Annotated in this window: 15 protein-coding genes and 1 tRNA gene; 3 read left to right on the forward strand and 13 right to left on the reverse strand. The window is 52.4% G+C overall.

Annotation, left to right across the window (positions count from 1 at the left end; translation table 11 throughout):
- Positions 1-17: 17 nt before the first annotated feature.
- From pth to JTE88_RS07795, 5 genes are all read right to left on the reverse strand, one after another.
- Positions 18-605, reverse strand: coding sequence for an aminoacyl-tRNA hydrolase (gene pth / locus JTE88_RS07775; RefSeq protein ID WP_204424116.1), 588 nt, complete (start codon positions 603-605; stop codon positions 18-20).
- Between the two features lie 187 nt (positions 606-792).
- The gene (locus tag JTE88_RS07780; RefSeq protein ID WP_204424117.1) at positions 793-1,383 is read right to left on the reverse strand and encodes a 50S ribosomal protein L25/general stress protein Ctc; all 591 of its coding nucleotides are present in this window, start codon (positions 1,381-1,383) and stop codon (positions 793-795) included.
- Positions 1,384-1,629: 246 nt separating this feature from the next.
- Positions 1,630-2,610 (reverse strand): ribose-phosphate diphosphokinase, encoded by a 981-nt coding sequence (locus JTE88_RS07785; RefSeq protein ID WP_204424119.1) that lies wholly within the window; start codon positions 2,608-2,610, stop codon positions 1,630-1,632.
- 62 nt (positions 2,611-2,672) lie between these two features.
- Positions 2,673-3,740, reverse strand: coding sequence for an NTP transferase domain-containing protein (locus tag JTE88_RS07790; RefSeq protein ID WP_204424121.1), 1,068 nt, complete (start codon positions 3,738-3,740; stop codon positions 2,673-2,675).
- Positions 3,741-3,798: 58 nt separating this feature from the next.
- Positions 3,799-3,869: transfer RNA gene (locus tag JTE88_RS07795), tRNA-Gln, on the reverse strand.
- Positions 3,870-4,051: 182 nt separating this feature from the next.
- Between JTE88_RS07795 and JTE88_RS07800 the strand changes: the two genes are divergently transcribed.
- The 3 genes from JTE88_RS07800 to JTE88_RS07810 all read left to right on the forward strand — a co-directional run bounded on the left by JTE88_RS07800 (position 4,052) and on the right by JTE88_RS07810 (position 7,010).
- Positions 4,052-4,714, forward strand: a complete 663-nt coding sequence (locus JTE88_RS07800) for a TetR/AcrR family transcriptional regulator (protein ID WP_204424123.1) — start codon at positions 4,052-4,054, stop codon at positions 4,712-4,714.
- 108 nt (positions 4,715-4,822) lie between these two features.
- Complete coding sequence (locus tag JTE88_RS07805) at positions 4,823-5,791, forward strand: ABC transporter ATP-binding protein (RefSeq protein WP_204424124.1); 969 nt, start codon at positions 4,823-4,825, stop codon at positions 5,789-5,791.
- Between the two features lies 1 nt (position 5,792).
- Entirely contained in the window at positions 5,793-7,010 is a 1,218-nt protein-coding gene (locus JTE88_RS07810; RefSeq protein WP_204424126.1) for an ABC transporter permease, read from the forward strand.
- A gap of 22 nt (positions 7,011-7,032) precedes the next feature.
- Here JTE88_RS07810 and JTE88_RS07815 read toward each other — a convergent pair whose 3' ends face one another.
- The 8 genes from JTE88_RS07815 to rsmA form a co-directional block, all read right to left on the reverse strand.
- A complete protein-coding gene (locus JTE88_RS07815; RefSeq protein ID WP_204424128.1) occupies positions 7,033-7,548 on the reverse strand; it encodes a MarR family winged helix-turn-helix transcriptional regulator in 516 nt (171 codons plus the stop codon).
- A 117-nt stretch (positions 7,549-7,665) separates the two neighbouring features.
- Positions 7,666-7,965, reverse strand: a complete 300-nt coding sequence (locus JTE88_RS07820; protein ID WP_204424129.1) for a hypothetical protein — start codon at positions 7,963-7,965, stop codon at positions 7,666-7,668.
- Between the two features lie 116 nt (positions 7,966-8,081).
- Complete coding sequence (locus tag JTE88_RS07825) at positions 8,082-9,923, reverse strand: ABC-F family ATP-binding cassette domain-containing protein (protein ID WP_204424131.1); 1,842 nt, start codon at positions 9,921-9,923, stop codon at positions 8,082-8,084.
- A gap of 118 nt (positions 9,924-10,041) precedes the next feature.
- A complete protein-coding gene (ispE, locus tag JTE88_RS07830; RefSeq protein ID WP_204424133.1) occupies positions 10,042-10,998 on the reverse strand; it encodes a 4-(cytidine 5'-diphospho)-2-C-methyl-D-erythritol kinase in 957 nt (318 codons plus the stop codon).
- Between the two features lie 101 nt (positions 10,999-11,099).
- The gene (locus JTE88_RS07835) at positions 11,100-11,585 is read right to left on the reverse strand and encodes a PTS sugar transporter subunit IIA (RefSeq protein WP_204424135.1); all 486 of its coding nucleotides are present in this window, start codon (positions 11,583-11,585) and stop codon (positions 11,100-11,102) included.
- A complete protein-coding gene (gene nagE / locus JTE88_RS07840) occupies positions 11,585-13,180 on the reverse strand; it encodes an N-acetylglucosamine-specific PTS transporter subunit IIBC (protein ID WP_204424137.1) in 1,596 nt (531 codons plus the stop codon). The genes JTE88_RS07835 and nagE overlap by 1 nt, the downstream gene beginning before the upstream one ends.
- A 36-nt stretch (positions 13,181-13,216) precedes the next feature.
- Positions 13,217-14,065, reverse strand: a complete 849-nt coding sequence (locus JTE88_RS07845) for a PRD domain-containing protein (RefSeq protein WP_204424138.1) — start codon at positions 14,063-14,065, stop codon at positions 13,217-13,219.
- A gap of 127 nt (positions 14,066-14,192) precedes the next feature.
- Positions 14,193-15,089, reverse strand: coding sequence for a 16S rRNA (adenine(1518)-N(6)/adenine(1519)-N(6))-dimethyltransferase RsmA (rsmA, locus tag JTE88_RS07850; RefSeq protein ID WP_204424140.1), 897 nt, complete (start codon positions 15,087-15,089; stop codon positions 14,193-14,195).
- Positions 15,090-15,199 lie beyond the last annotated feature (110 nt).

Here is a 15,199-nt window from a genome sequence, read left to right on the forward strand (position 1 = left end):
TCAACCGTGTGCTGTGCTTACGAAGCAGTATGTAACCGCATAGTGGCCTTTTCTAGCCCGAGTTCGATAATGTCAATAACCGCATCAGCGGCAATCTCAAGCATGACCCCAAGTTCTTTACGTTCCGCAGCTGAGAACTGTGAGAGCACGAAATCGGCTGGATCTTGACGGCCTGGCGGCCGGCCAATACCGCAGCGCAACCGGATATAGTTCTTCGTTCCACTCGACTGCGAAATTGATTTCAGCCCGTTGTGACCACCCTCGCCACCGCCACGCTTCAGTTTCAACGTACCAAACGGCAAATCTAGTTCATCGTGAATGACGATCAGGTTTTCTACCTCACCGTTGTAGTAAGACATTAGCGATGTGACCGGACCACCAGACGTGTTCATGTATCCAGTGGACATACCAAGCACAACTTGCTCCCCAGGTTCGCCGGGACGTACTCCCACCCGTACAGCTGTTGACTGAGTTTGAGTTTGTTTGTGGAGGCTGAGCCGAGTATTTAACCGTTGCGCTAATACGTCGATAACCATGTGCCCAATACTATGCCGAGTCCCCGCATATTTTGGACCCGGATTACCTAAGCCGACAACCGTGTACACAATCAAAACTCCTTAACAACGTAACCGTGCAAAAACTATCTGAAACTGTTCTACACCCGCTGTCCCACACATTTTATTGCACACCCACGTTAATGACCACGATCTGTGGTTCATTAACACAGCACGGATGCAAAAAGATGTGAGGCCCGACCCCTTGCGGGGCCAGGCCTCACCCAAGAACACTAGATCACTCAGCGGCTTCTTCTGTTGCTTCTTCCTCAGCGGAGTCTTCTGAGACTTCAACTGTTGGAACAGAGATAACAACAACAACGCTCTCTGGATCGAGTTCGATCTCAACATCCGCTGGGAGTTCAAGATCAGCCACGGTCACGTGAGCGCCTTCTTCCAAGCCTTCAACATTGACAACAATAGACTCTGGAATATTGGTTGCCGAAGCCTTAGCGAGAATATGAAGAATCTCAGCGTTTGCCATAGCGTTACCAGCTGGCTCACCTTCAATAATGACTGGGACTTCAACATCAACCTTTTCGCCCTTCTTCACACGCAAGAAATCAACGTGCTCGATCAGGCGGGAAAGTGGGTTGCGCTGAACATCCTTAACAATAGCGAGGTGCTTTTCGCCCTCGATCTCAATGCTCAGCAGTGCGTTAGCGTTGCCACGAACAGCCATGTAGGTTGCGTGGTAATCAAGCTCAAGGTGTAGTGGATCTTCGCCGTGGCCATAAAGCACACCTGGAAGCTTTTCCTCACGGCGCAAGCGACGCGATGCGCCCTTGCCGAATTCCTGACGAATCTCAGCTGTTAATAGATCAGCCATAATCTAACTCCTTCTTTTTCTGTTATGGATAGCCTCGAAACCGGAAGACTACCCTCCTACAGTGAGGAGTGCAGACACCGCGTCGATAACGGAACACCCAATTCGCATCAACAGACACTGATGGGGTTCCCTCGCCGAGGCAACCCCATCAGTCTACTATCGAACTAGCTAGTGAGAAAAGCTAATGTGTGAACATCACACAAGTTCTCTCTTTAACTCACTATTGAGCATGTACATCGTTTGCTATTAGAACGCACCATCAAACATCGACGTGACCGAACCGTCGTCGAACACTTCGCGAATAGCACGTGCCAAAACTGGTGCAATCGAGAGCACAGTCAAGCCATCGAAACGCTTCTCGTCGGCAATTGGCAGGGTATCGGTTACGACGATCTCGCACGCACCGGACTCCATGAGCCGTTCCCGTGCCGGACCGGACATAGGCGCATGCGTAGCGGCAACAATGACATCCTTTGCGCCAGCTTCAAGCACAACGCGAGCAGCACCAGCAATCGTCCCAGCCGTATCGATAAGATCGTCAACGATGACCGCGGTCCGCCCCGCAACATCACCCACAACACGGTTCGCTGTTGCCTGGTTTGGCCGGGAAATATCACGGGTCTTGTGAACGAATGCCAACGGCACACCACCTAGACGATTACCCCACTGCTCGGCAACCTTGATACGTCCAGCATCCGGAGAAACGATCACAGACTCTTCTGGATTGACACGAGTGCGCACATAGTCAACAAGGGTAGGCATAGCCCACAAATGATCGACTGGACCGTCGAAGAACCCCTGGGTTTGCGATGCATGCAAATCAACCGACATAATGCGCTCTGCACCAGCAGCCTTGAATAAGTCCGCCATTAAGCGAGCCGAAATAGGCTCGCGACCCTTATGCTTCTTATCTTGGCGAGCATACGGGAAGGAAGGTAATACGACGGAGATGCGCTTTGCCGAAGCACGCTTGGCTGCATCAACCATGATCAACGCTTCCATAATCCACTTGTTCACTGGAACATCAATGGATTGGATAATAAATACGTCAGACCCACGAACTGATTCATCGAATCGAACATAGATTTCTGAGTTTGCGAATTCGTAAGAGGTGGTTGGCGAAAGCTCGATGCCGAGCTCCCTGGCCACTTCTTCTGCTAGTTCTGGATGTGCGCGCCCGCTGGCGACAACGAGGTGCTTTTCACCGCTTGTATGGATGCCTGTCATGCCCGACCATTCTTAATCTACCAATTGAAAAGTAACGGCCGGCTGGCCATTACCCCAGCCCGTTAGTTGTTAATACCCATCACCGAAAATGGTGAAATCTGCTCATGATCAGCAATTGACACCGAATCGGCGACGACATGCGGAACATGGGCGTGCTTTCCAACATTCACATCGGTTAGTTCTGTGAACGGCCCGATGACGGAAAACTCGGACACCTTCGTGTTTCCACGAAGAATTGTGCCCGGCTGAATGGTGACGTCCGGCGCCAAAGTAACATCCACATCGATATGTGTGGTAGCCGGATCGATAATCGAAACACCGCTACGCATCCATTTTTCTAGGATGCGACGGTTTTTTTCGGTGCGAAGATTTGCCAGTTGGACAAGATCGTTGATACCTTCAGCTTGCACTGAATCAGCAAGCACATAGGAAGCTACGCCGCGGTCATCGTTGGCAGCCTTGGCGATCACGTCCGTGAGATACATTTCGCCTTGCGCATTGTCAGTATCTAAACCACCTAAGGCTTCACGTAAGAACTCAGCATCAAATACGTATGTTGACGTGGCGACTTCTTTAATCGTGCGTTGTAGATCGGATGCGTCTTTTTCTTCGACGATACCGACAACCGGACCAGTAGCTTGTGGAGTGAATGCCACTTCGTCAGATCCGGGAGCTGCTTGGCGAAGAATTCGCCCATATCCGTATGATTCCTCAAGAACTGTGGACAAAACAGTAACTGCAGCGCCTGAGGTGTGATGGACGCGAGCTAGTTCGCCCAGAGTTTCAGGGGCAAACATGGGCGAATCGCCGGCAACAATCAATACTGGCCCGCGTAAATCGGCGGGCAAGGCACGCATTCCACACCATGCGGCACGGCCAGTCCCTTTGATGTCATCTTGATCGGCAATCTTCGCTTCTGGAGCTATGCGTGAGACGTGTTCGACCACTTGGTCGCGTTCATGGCGAACGACGACGACAGTGTGTTCTGTTCCTGCTTTACTTACTGCATCGAGTGCGTGCCCTACTAGGGATCGACCACACATCGATAAGAGGACTTTAGGGGTCTGCGATTTTATTCGGGTTCCTTTTCCTGCAGCTAGAATAATTGCTGCAGCGAGTTGATAACTCACAGGTGCCTCCTCGGCTAACCGAACTATCTCTCACAACGCTGCACCGACGTTGTTTTCGCTCCGCCACTAGGACTCGAACCTAGACAAGCGGTTCCAAAGACCGCTGTGCTGCCATTACACCATGGCGGATTACTTGATATATTGTGCCAGCTTGTGCGCTCAGTTTCCACCCGCGCACCCATATCCGCACTTATGGCGTTCCCCACCCCGTTAAATAGCAACTCATCTGGCATATATATCTATTTCCGTGCTATGGAAATACCCCATGCAGCTCCCTGGTTTTGGTATCGTAAGTATGGGAGAATATGAGCATGACACTTAGCCCGAAGCCAGATCTCACCTCCGCTCCTCAACCAGTGAAACGCCAGCGTATGACTCGCATTCAGCGTCGCGACCAGCTTATTGGCATCGGCCGCCATTTGTTCGCAGCCAGGGGATACGACGCCGTATCCATCGAAGAGATCGCCCACGCCGCTAACGTGTCCAAGCCGGTTGTATACGAGCACTTTGGTGGCAAAGAAGGTCTGTACCAGGTGATAGTGGACCGTGAGACAACGGCGGTTAACGAGATTTTACATGGGGCATTAACGACGGGGAAAGGTCCGCGTGAATCTCTAGAATCAGTCGTGCTGGGTTTGCTCGATTATATTGAGGAAAACCCAGACGGTTTTGGTTTGATGGTACATCAAAGTCCAGACGTCTTAGCCGGCGGTCAATTCTCTACGATCATTTCCGATATGGGTGACCATCTTGATCAGTTACTGGGAACCTATGTGGAAAAACTGCAATTCCCGCCGGACGCCATGTCTCTCTATGCCCAGATGCTCTCTGGGCTCATGGGAATTGTAGGCCAGTCATGGGCGATTAACCGCCAGCTTGAAAAGCGTGTGATGGCTGCTCATTTGGTGAATTTGATGTGGAACGGCTTGCATCATTTAGAAGCACAACCCACTTTGGTTACTCCGGAAAAGTAACTACGACGATCATCCACCTCTAACATTAGGCCCGCACCAGCGTAGCTTTACCTGCCACTTTCCGGTGCGGAAAATATACTTATCTTTAAAAACAAGAAAGGAGTGCTGATGAATCTTCATATCAGCAATCTCCATAAGCGCTACAGTAACGTCGTTGCGCTTGATGGGATGGAATTCACCGTTCACCCCGGCGAACTATACGGTTTCGTCGGTTCTAACGGTGCCGGCAAAACGACGACGATGCGTATCACCCTCGGCGTCTTATCCGCTGATTCGGGCACGGTAACGCTCGACGGTAAAGAACTTGACTTCGCAACCCGGAAAACCTTCGGCTATATGCCGGCCGAGCGTGGACTCTACCCGAAAATGCGGGTGGCAGAACAGCTCATTTATCTGGCGCGGTTGCAAGGGCTCACCAAGCATGACGCGACTCAAGCTATGGAGTATTGGACCGAACGTTTAGGCTTAGCTCACCGTCGGAACGACGAAGTTCAAACACTTTCGCTCGGTAACCAGCAACGCGTACAGCTAGCTGCTGCACTCATCCACAATCCCCAAGTTCTGGTTCTCGACGAACCATTCTCTGGCCTTGACCCAGTTGCGGTTGACGTCATGAGTGACGTTTTGCGTGAAAAGGCCGACGACGGCGCAACCGTTGTTTTCTCCTCCCACCAACTCGACTTAGTGGAACGCATGTGTGAACGCGTCGGTATTTGCTCCCAAGGCAGGATCGTTGCTGAAGGCACCATCGACGAACTACGCGCCACCGAACAACAGCATCTACGAATCCGTATCGACGGCGATAGCGCAATGCTTGCCCAAACCTTCGTTTCGCGCGGGGTCACCACTACGCGTGACCCGAACGGAGCGTTGAACTTAACGGTCGACGCCAACGTCGACACCCAAGATTTGCTTCGTATCGCACTCGAAGCGGGGACAGTTATGGAATTTGCTCCGCAGCGCCCGCATTTACAAGACATTTTCAAAGATATCGTCTCCACACCAGTGGCCGAAGAACACAACGAAACACCACAAAAGAAACGCGGCCTAGCTGCCCTGTTCGGAAAGAGGAAGTGACATGCTCGCATTAATTATGAAGCGGGAAATGACCGCTCTTCTTAAAACCCGGTCAAACCAAATCGGTTTTGCCTTCATGATCGTTTTGATTCTGGGCGCAGGAATCGTCGCTCACCTCTTTTCTGGTTCCGACGACGATGCTGATGCGGCACAATCGGAAACATCCTACGTGGTAGGTGTTGAGCAAAACGCCAGTGCAGCAACGGACTTCATTGAGGCTACTCACCCATTTATTACCACAGAAATGATCGGTGACGGCGAAGGGAAAGACTGGCTGACGAAATCCATCGAAGCGCAAACCGACTCTGACGACGATGTCTCGTTCGCCGTCGTCGCTGGAACAACGGAAAAACCAGTCGTGCTGTTCCCTAATGTTGGCGCGTTGAGAACATTCGGTGACGAGCTCCAACAGGGTGTGACCATGTGGATTGCCAGTGATCAATCCGACCTCACCGCGCAGGTGGCAAGCAGCGCCATCGCTACCGCCGAAGCAGCCAATGTGCAGGTATTTGAGTTGAAGTCTGGCGGCAATCTGCTGGACTCGAACCCTACCGGATACTTCGCCGCACTGGCCGTGCTTGTTCTCCTGGTGACGGTGACTGCTTCAGGCTTGTCTGTTATCTCGATGGGTGTGGTGGAAGAGAAATCTTCCCAAGTTGTGGAAATCATTCTCTCCGCGGTCAAGCCGCGCACCCTCCTGCTAGGAAAAGTCCTCGGTATCGGAACGGTGATCCTGGGGCAGTTCGCGCTCTATATCGTCGCAGTTATCGTCTCGTTGAAGATTTCTGGATATTCTGTGCCCTTTAGTTTGTCGAGCCTCGTAAGCTGGACTCTTATCTGGGCGGTTATCGGATTCTTCTCCTTCGCGATTATTTCTGGCGCGCTCGCAGCAACCGTTTCGCGTCAGGAGGATTTGGCACCGATCACCGGAACACTGATGATGTTGATCTTCCTGCCGGTCTACGGTGGAATGTTCCTCATTTCGGCCATGCCTGACGCGTTAGTGACGAAGATTGTGTCGTACCTGCCGTTCTTCTCCTCCTATCTGATGCCGGTACGCCAGGCTTACGGCATCTCGTCAGCCTATGAGCAGATCATTGCACTCGTCATTGCCGTCGCATTCATTCCGCTGATGGCAGTGTTTGCCGGTAAAATCTACCGGAACTCTGTACTGCACTCAGGCAAGCGTCTATCGATCAAGCAGGCATTGAAGGGCTAAGAGGCCCAGAGCGCCCGCCGTTTCACTGTTCGAAGTAGCACAGCAGCCGCCGCATGTAGGCGGCTGCTTGTGCATTATCTTCTAACTTAAACATGGTGAGAATATCGGCTTCGACGCTCAGGAGATCAGCGAAGGCAGCGTCTGCACGCTCAATTCCTAGCGCAGTTGCTTTAACGTGAACGATACGCCCATCGCGCTCGTCTGTGTGACGTTCTAGCAGCCCTTTACGAGCCATGCGATCCAAGCGGTTAGTAACGGTTCCTGACGAAACAAGCGTCTCTTTCATGAGCTGCCCGGCAGTTAAAGTATGATCGGGCTGCCGACGGAGCGCGGTGAGCATATCAAATTCCCACGATTCGAGCGCATTGCGGGCGAACACAGTTTTGCGCATGCGTTCGACGTGGCGGGTTAACCGGATAAGCCGGGAAAAGACTTCCAGCGGATCAGTATCGAGTTCTGGGCGTTGTACGAGCCATTGGGCGATAACCTCATCGACTTCGTCGCGGATTGGGGTATCGAGAGGTGTGGGGTCAGTCATGGCAAGCTCCTGTGGTGTAGCGCAGGTTAAGAGCGTGCGTTAAGCGCCATTGCTTGACGCACACCCATCACCTTACCTTGACATCAAAATACAGTCTACGGACTTTAGGCCGTATCCCTACCTCCACAACAAAACTAGCAGAATAGAAATGAGTACAAGTGCTGTTAACAAGGCGAAAGATACGAGTTTTTGAACTGTTTTATCAGGAAAATCGCCCGAATCCACTTTCTCGCGCATGACGCCACCAACACCCATGATCACCAATGCCACTATTGCCTGGAGAATAACCATCATGGCATTATTCGATAGCGCATTTGCAACACTGACACCAGCGCGCAAATCTGGACTCACCACAATAAAAGAATTAACGATGGCCAAAAGCACACCAGCACTGAAGTATTTCATTAACCGACTCATGGTAGACTCCTGATTTTCGCCTTTGAAACCTTTCCGTTTTAATTCCACTAGCCACGATTGCGACTTACTAAAACTATACTATACCATTACATTTACAACAATGCATCTAACTAATTTCAGTAAATTTCTACCTCTTCGGCAGCAACCATCCACTCCTCTTCCAACAAATCCAATTCTTCTTGGGCTAGAGCAGCTTCTTTTCCTAGATCAACCAAAGCCTCAAAATCACCGCTCGCAGCCGCATCAGCCTGCTGCAACCCAATCCGTTCAATGAGCTGGCTGACCTTATCCATCTTGCGTTCAATACGTGCCATATTCTTACGAGCTAACCGCTCTTTGGCAGCATCTTTCGTCTTAATAGGTTGCGCGGCTTGCGAACCGGCATCGCCACCCTTATCGTGTTGCACACGAAGCTCGGCCGCTAACCGCAAGTATTCATCGACGCCTCCAGGCAGATCACGCACGTGCCCGTCGAGCACCGCGATCTGATGATCGGTAATTCGTTCCAGCAGGTAGCGATCGTGGGAGACCACAACCAGCGTGCCCGGCCACGAATCGAGGACGTCTTCGATCGCCGCCAACGTATCGGTATCAAGATCGTTCGTCGGCTCGTCGAGCAGTAACACATTCGGTTCGCCAACTAAGAGTCGTAGCAGTTGCAGACGACGGCGTTCGCCACCGGACAGATCGCCAACCTGCGTCCAAGCACGCTCGCGGGTGAACCCGAGCTTTTCCACCAGTTGCGCGGCCGTCATTTCTTTCTTGCCCACCATCACATGTGTGGCAATATCATGCACGGCTTCAACGACGCGGCGGTGAGCGATCTCGTCAAGTTCCTTTGTTTCCTGCGTCAACACCGCCAACTTCACGGTTTTTCCGCGCCTGATCCGCCCGGCGGTTGGCTCCAAAGCCCCGCTAATCAGCCCGAGAAGCGAGGACTTTCCAGCGCCGTTTCCGCCAACAATACCCAAGCGCTCGCCCGGGGCTAACCGCACAGTGACATCATCCAAGACAGGTGTTTGGTCTTGCGCATCGTAGGCGAAGGAGACGCCAATGAGGTCGATAACGTCTTTACCTAAACGAGTGGTGGCCATTTTCGCTAGTTCGATCGAATCGCGTGGCGGTGGCTCGTTCGCAATCAGCTCGTTCGCGGCATCGATTCGGAACTTTGGTTTCGAGGTACGTGCCGGGGCACCGCGCCGCAACCATGCCAGCTCCTTACGCAACAAATTATTGCGCTTCTCGACAGCTTGCTGCGCGATCCGCGAGCGCTCGGCGCGCTGCAAAATATAGGCCGCATATCCACCTTCGTAGGTTTCGACGTGGCCAGGTTGCGGGTTTCGCCCGCCCGCGCCGTCGTTACCCGGAACAACTTCCCACAACCGGTCGCATACCGCGTCGAGGAACCAGCGATCGTGGGTGACGACGATAAGTGCGCCTTCTCCCCTACCGAACCGTTCGTTTAAATACTTGGCAAGGAAGGTGACGCCTTCAATATCAAGGTGGTTTGTGGGTTCGTCGAGGACGATGACGTTCGCGTCCGCTGCTAGGGTGGCGGCGAGCGCTACTCGGCGTCGTTGCCCGCCGGAGAGTTCAGTAACTTTCTTGTCCAGCGGAACATCAGGCAGTAGTCCTTCGTGAAGGTAGCGGATTGCTGAATCGGATGCCCATTCGTATTCGGCAGCATTGCCGTGGATCGCTTGAATAACCGTCACATCTGGCGCAAACGAAATCGCTTGGGACAGTACCGAAAATCGGGTACCGCTGGTCATCGTGACTTGGCCGGTATCTGGTTCAAGCGCCCGGGTGAGTAGTTTCAGGAGCGTGGATTTTCCGCCACCGTTGGGGCCCACGATACCGATTTTGGCGCCGTCTTCAATCGAGACGTTAATATTGCCGAGAATTGGGCGCGACCCTAGATCGATCGACACGTTCTCAACACCTAAAATATGTGCCATCAACCTGGCCTTTCTTTAAAAATCACCAAGCGTACACAAAGTTAGGGATTTTTCGCTTTTACCTCAAAAAATCGAGCCGAAGTGACCTCATATGCAAACTGAATGCACGCACATGTTGTTATCTTACTAGATGGGTCCCACGTACCGGACCGGTAGCTACCACCGGGGTGAGTTCCGGGAAGAGCTTCCCGAGTCGGCCCGAGAGCGAATCAAGGTTTGTCGGCTCAGCGAGGACCGCAATGGTCGGCCCAGAGCCAGACAGCATCACTGCGTGTGCACCAAGCACACCGGCAGCAATATGTGCCCGAATAGTGTCAATAATGGTAGCAACGTCGGAGCGCAACGAGCGTGCCGGTTCTTCCAGATCGTTGGCAAGCACACTGCCCAACAGTGCCCGGTGTTCACTGCCAGTCGTCGGCCCGGCCAACACGTCAGTGACGGCAGCTGTGTCCGGCACTTGTCCGTGCCCTAAACCCAGCGCATCGAACTCCCGAAACACTGCCGGGGTTGAGAGGCCGTGCGGGTTAATCAACATCACCCAACCATGGGTTTGGTTCGACGACAGCGACTGCAGTTCTTCACCGCGGCTCGTGCCACGCGCCAACCCACCCAGAAGCGAAAAAGGAACATCAGAACCCAGTTCGGCAGCACACTCATGTAGCTCCGCACCGGAAAGCCCCAACATCCACAGTTCATTGAGCGCCACCAACGTAGCGGCCGCATCAGCCGAACCGCCCGCCATACCGCCAGCCACCGGAATCCGTTTCGTCACCGTCAACTGAGCACCAAGATCCTCCGGAGCAATATCTAAACCAGTACGCGAACCGTAACGCTCTTTCAACAACTGAGCCGCTCGAATCACCAGATTCGATTCATCCACCGGCAAGTCCTCGCCAAGCCCACGAATACTCATCGAAAGCTCGTCAGCAAGCCGGGCTTCGACGTCGTCACGCAGATCCAGCGCCTCAAAAATCGTATCGAGCGGATGGAAACCATCAGAGCGAACCCCACCAACCCGCAACGCAATATTCACTTTTCCCGGGGCCGACGCCCGCACCGAACGAACCATACTCATGCTTCCTATTATCCACTGTTCACACCTGGAAATAACAATGCTGGGTGGTACGAGTTTCCTCGCACCACCCAGCATCTAAGCTATGTCAGAGATGAATACTCTTAGGCAAGAGTCACGGTTGCCGCAACCGCGTCAAGACCAGCTTCACCTTCATGCACTGCAACCGACTTCACCTGCACCTTTTCAGTAAACACTACCGGGGTGATGAGGTTCTTGCCAGCAGCCCGCAAAGCCCGCGCATCCACGCGCATAATCGGAGTGCCAGCACTGACTGCTTGGCCTTTCTCGACTAGCGCAGTGAAACCTTCCCCATGCATCTCAACCGTATCAAGGCCGATATGCACAAGCAGATCAACGCCAGACTCGACATGCATCGTAAACGCATGCAAGGTCTTAAAAATCTTACCTACCGTACCGTCAACTGGTGCGCAAACAACAAGCTCAGCAGCGTTTTCATCCGGAACAACTGCATATCCCGCACCCAACATACCCTGGGAGAACACTGGATCTGGAACCTCAGTCACCGGAACTACCCGGCCTGCGAAAACTGGATGAAACTCCACCTTTTTCTTGCCTAAGCCAAACATTAAATCTCCTGTTCACCGTTCAGTGTTACTTCCGAGGCCCGCAACTGGTCTGCCACCTCGTCATATACAAACTGTACCTGTGGACCGACCACAACCTGAACTGAACGCTGCGATGGACGAATAATACCGGCAACACCAACGGACTTGATAGCACCTTCGTCGACCTTCAGCTCATCCTTCACAACCGTCCGGAGGCGGGTTGCACAGTAATCAATGGACTCAATGTTGGAAACACCGCCCAAACCTGCGATCACGGTGGACGCCATACCAGCAAACTCATCGTCACCCGAGGTCTGTGCGGTAGACATTTCAACGTCGTCGCCACGGCCTGGCGTCTTGAGGTTCAACGCGCCAATAAGGAAGTAGAAGACAACGAAGTAAATTGCTGCGAAGACCAAGCCCTGAACTAGGAGCATGTACCACTGGTTAGCCAATGGGTTACGTGCAGAAAGTACCATGTCAACCAAACCAGCGGAGAAGCCGAAGCCAGCAGTCCAGTGGAACAGTGCTGCGATGAAGACCGAAAGACCAGTCAGGAGTGCGTGTACAACGTAAAGGACCGGAGCAACGAACATGAATGCGAATTCGAGTGGTTCGGTAACACCAGTGAAGAACGATGCGAGTGCACCAGCGAACATCAAAGAACCAACAGCCTTCTGAGACTTGGTGTTTGCACGCAGGTAGATTGCCAAAGCAGCAGCTGGCAAACCGAACATCATCACTGGGAAGAAGCCTGCCTGATAACGGCCAATTTCACCAATAACAGTACACGTACCGTTCTCCCAAATACCAACACCAGGGCAGGTAGCAGCGTCGGTAGCAGAAGCTGCAGCAGCGATGGTCTTACCGCCACCCAAGAAGTTACCGATGTCGTCGATGCCAATAACGTCGAACCAGAAGATCGAGTTCAATGCGTGGTGCAAACCGGTTGGGATGAGCAAACGGTTAGCGAAACCGTAGATACCTGCACCTACAGCACCCATGCCCTGGATGGATTCACCGAAGTTGAAGAGTGCGGAGTAAATGAATGGCCATACGAAGTACATCACGCCAGCGAGCACGATAGCCAAAAGCGAAGTAATAATTGGCACCAAACGACGTCCGGAGAAGAAGGCCAAGAATGGCGGAAGCTTGGTGCGCGAGAAACGGTTGTATACCCAAGCCGCCAAAATACCGATAACGATACCCATGAGAACGTTCTTGTCACCCATGGCGCCCCATCCCTGGGAAACCCACTCGAGTTTCGCGTCGCCTTCGAGAGCCTCAAGATCAACGCCCTGGAATCCAGCAACTGACTTCTCATTGAGAAGCATCTTAATAGTTGCAAATCCGATGAAACCGGAAAGCGCAGCTGCACCGTTGCTATCACGCGATAAACCGAATGCGATAGCAACAGCGAAAATCCATCCGAGGTTATCGAGCACAGCAGCACCCGACTTAATCAAAACAGCAGCGAGCACGCTGTTGGCTCCCCAACCGTCGGGATCAATCCAGTAACCGATACCCATCAAGATTGCTGCCACTGGCATCACAGCGACTGCACCCATCAATGCTTTACCGAGCCGTTGCAGGCTCTCCATGACTTTTCCGTTCATGATGATGTGTCCTTTATATGTGCTAGTTTATGCGCTTCATTGCGCATCGTTTTGTGCGCTCGTAGAGCTTTGCCGCCAGCCATGCAAGAATACTGCGAGGTATGCAGCTTCGTTGGCTATCTTGAGCGGCGCAGTACCCGGTTGCGCAATGTATGTTATGGCTCGCTGAGCTACGGAGAACTCTTCACGCAACAGCGTTTCGATCACTGGAGCGGTTTCATTTGTTCGCCATATCCCAGCTTGAATACGTGTGATAAACCCATTGATAGTTCTCAGCAACTCATTAATCTCAGCCGTCTCTTGGCCATTAAACTCAGTGGTAATCAGTTCGACGATAGCACCCAGTTTGTTAACTTCTGACAATGGTTGCTTCACAGTCGCGCCGGTGCGAGCGGCATTCAAGTGCAATGCGATAAACGCTACTTCGTCAATGGGGAGCTCCACATTGAGATTTTCATTGACAAAGTGAACCATCATTTGAGCAGCAGTAAATTCCGGACCGAACGCAATACGGATTTCGTCAACCAGCTTGTTGCTAATGGCGTATCCGTCGCGATGACGTTGGACTGCAAATGCAAGGTGATCTACCAGCAAAACATAGACTGATGAATCAAGATCGCTTAAAACGTTCGTTGCAAGTTCTACCGCTTCGCTGACTATGGACACTAGATGCGGATCGAGTGCATTCACTGACGTCAGAAAGTCCACTTTATCTGGGCTAGCTTCAATAAATTGGCGCTGGGCATCGCCGGCGGGGATTATATCTCCGGGCCGTTTCCCAAAACCAATTCCTCGTCCAGCAAGAACTGTTTCAACCCCATCAATACTGACCAGCACTGCATTGTTGTTGAAAATCCTTACGACACGAGCAGCAGACTGTACCATAATGCTCCTCATCGAGCGCACCATAAATCGGCGCTATTCTGGTCATGCCTGCCTAGCAGTAACACCCAGGGGTTTTCACTTACCTAATATAAGGGAGATATGCAGTCTTTGCAATATTTTCCGTAACCTAGGACACTTTCGTGAAACTTTGTGCGATAGAAATAAAGTCGTCGATTGTCAACTTTTCGCCACGCAAGCTCGGGTCCACTCCGGCGTCACGCAAAATTTCTTCGGCACGCGCCGCGCTACCAGCCCACGTCGACAACGCCTGTCGCAACGTTTTACGGCGTTGTGCAAAGGCTGCATCGACGACGTCGAATACGTCGGAACGTGGCACACCCACCGGTTCTGGATGTCGACGCATATGCACCAACGCCGAATCGACGTTGGGAACGGGCCAAAATACGTTGCGTGAAATCTTCGCTCCTCGCCACACGTCGGCATACCAATGAGCTTTAACCGACGGAACACCGTAGGTTTTCGAACCGGGTTCGGCAGCGAGTCGATCGGCTACCTCCAGTTGTACCATAACAGTAACTGTTTCAAGAGTTGGCAATGTTTGTAGAAGGGTAAGGAGAATCGGGACCGCTACGTTATAGGGAAGGTTTGCTACCAGATGTTTGGGAACAAAATCCTCGGTTGCTTCGAGTACTGGTGGTAATGCGAGATATGCGACCGAAGCAACCTCCATCGCATCACGATTAGTGACAGCAATACGGGCGGCGGATTCGGGTTGAACTTCAGCAACCGTACTCGGCAAAGCTTGCGCTAACGGTGGATCGATTTCGATGGCTGAGACTATTGCCCCGGTTTCAAGTATCGCTAAAGTTAACGATCCCAGGCCCGGACCAACCTCGACAACATGATCACCTGCTTCCACCCCGGCGTCGCGTACGATCCGACGTACAGTACCAGCATCGTGGACGAAGTTTTGCCCCAGGGTTTTCGTTGGTCGAATGTTGAGCTTAGCCGCGAGTTCACGGATCTTCACCGGTCCAAGAAGGGGAACGGATGGTTGATTCATATTTTCCTCGCAGTGCTGAGCTAGATTTACCTGCTCCAGTTTAACAATTTAATAAACGAGTGTCAGATAGCGCGACCGTTCATCGTGTAGATAATAACGATAGAAGCCGG

Source organism: Arcanobacterium phocisimile (assembly GCF_016904675.1).
GTDB lineage: Bacteria > Actinomycetota > Actinomycetes > Actinomycetales > Actinomycetaceae > Arcanobacterium > Arcanobacterium phocisimile.

Bases quoted from the DNA above. Each gene is read 5' to 3' on its own strand.
- JTE88_RS07780 (WP_204424117.1), bottom strand. From the start codon at position 1,383: ATGGCTGATCTATTAACAGCTGAGATTCGTCAGGAATTCGGCAAGGGC.
- JTE88_RS07785 (WP_204424119.1), bottom strand. From the start codon at position 2,610: ATGACAGGCATCCATACAAGCGGTGAAAAGCACCTCGTTGTCGCCAGC.
- JTE88_RS07800 (WP_204424123.1), top strand. From the start codon at position 4,052: ATGACACTTAGCCCGAAGCCAGATCTCACCTCCGCTCCTCAACCAGTG.
- JTE88_RS07805 (WP_204424124.1), top strand. From the start codon at position 4,823: ATGAATCTTCATATCAGCAATCTCCATAAGCGCTACAGTAACGTCGTT.
- JTE88_RS07810 (WP_204424126.1), top strand. From the start codon at position 5,793: ATGCTCGCATTAATTATGAAGCGGGAAATGACCGCTCTTCTTAAAACC.
- JTE88_RS07815 (WP_204424128.1), bottom strand. From the start codon at position 7,548: ATGACTGACCCCACACCTCTCGATACCCCAATCCGCGACGAAGTCGAT.
- JTE88_RS07820 (WP_204424129.1), bottom strand. From the start codon at position 7,965: ATGAGTCGGTTAATGAAATACTTCAGTGCTGGTGTGCTTTTGGCCATC.
- JTE88_RS07825 (WP_204424131.1), bottom strand. From the start codon at position 9,923: ATGGCACATATTTTAGGTGTTGAGAACGTGTCGATCGATCTAGGGTCG.
- ispE (WP_204424133.1), bottom strand. From the start codon at position 10,998: ATGAGTATGGTTCGTTCGGTGCGGGCGTCGGCCCCGGGAAAAGTGAAT.
- JTE88_RS07835 (WP_204424135.1), bottom strand. From the start codon at position 11,585: ATGTTTGGCTTAGGCAAGAAAAAGGTGGAGTTTCATCCAGTTTTCGCA.
- nagE (WP_204424137.1), bottom strand. From the start codon at position 13,180: ATGAACGGAAAAGTCATGGAGAGCCTGCAACGGCTCGGTAAAGCATTG.
- JTE88_RS07845 (WP_204424138.1), bottom strand. From the start codon at position 14,065: ATGGTACAGTCTGCTGCTCGTGTCGTAAGGATTTTCAACAACAATGCA.
- rsmA (WP_204424140.1), bottom strand. From the start codon at position 15,089: ATGAATCAACCATCCGTTCCCCTTCTTGGACCGGTGAAGATCCGTGAA.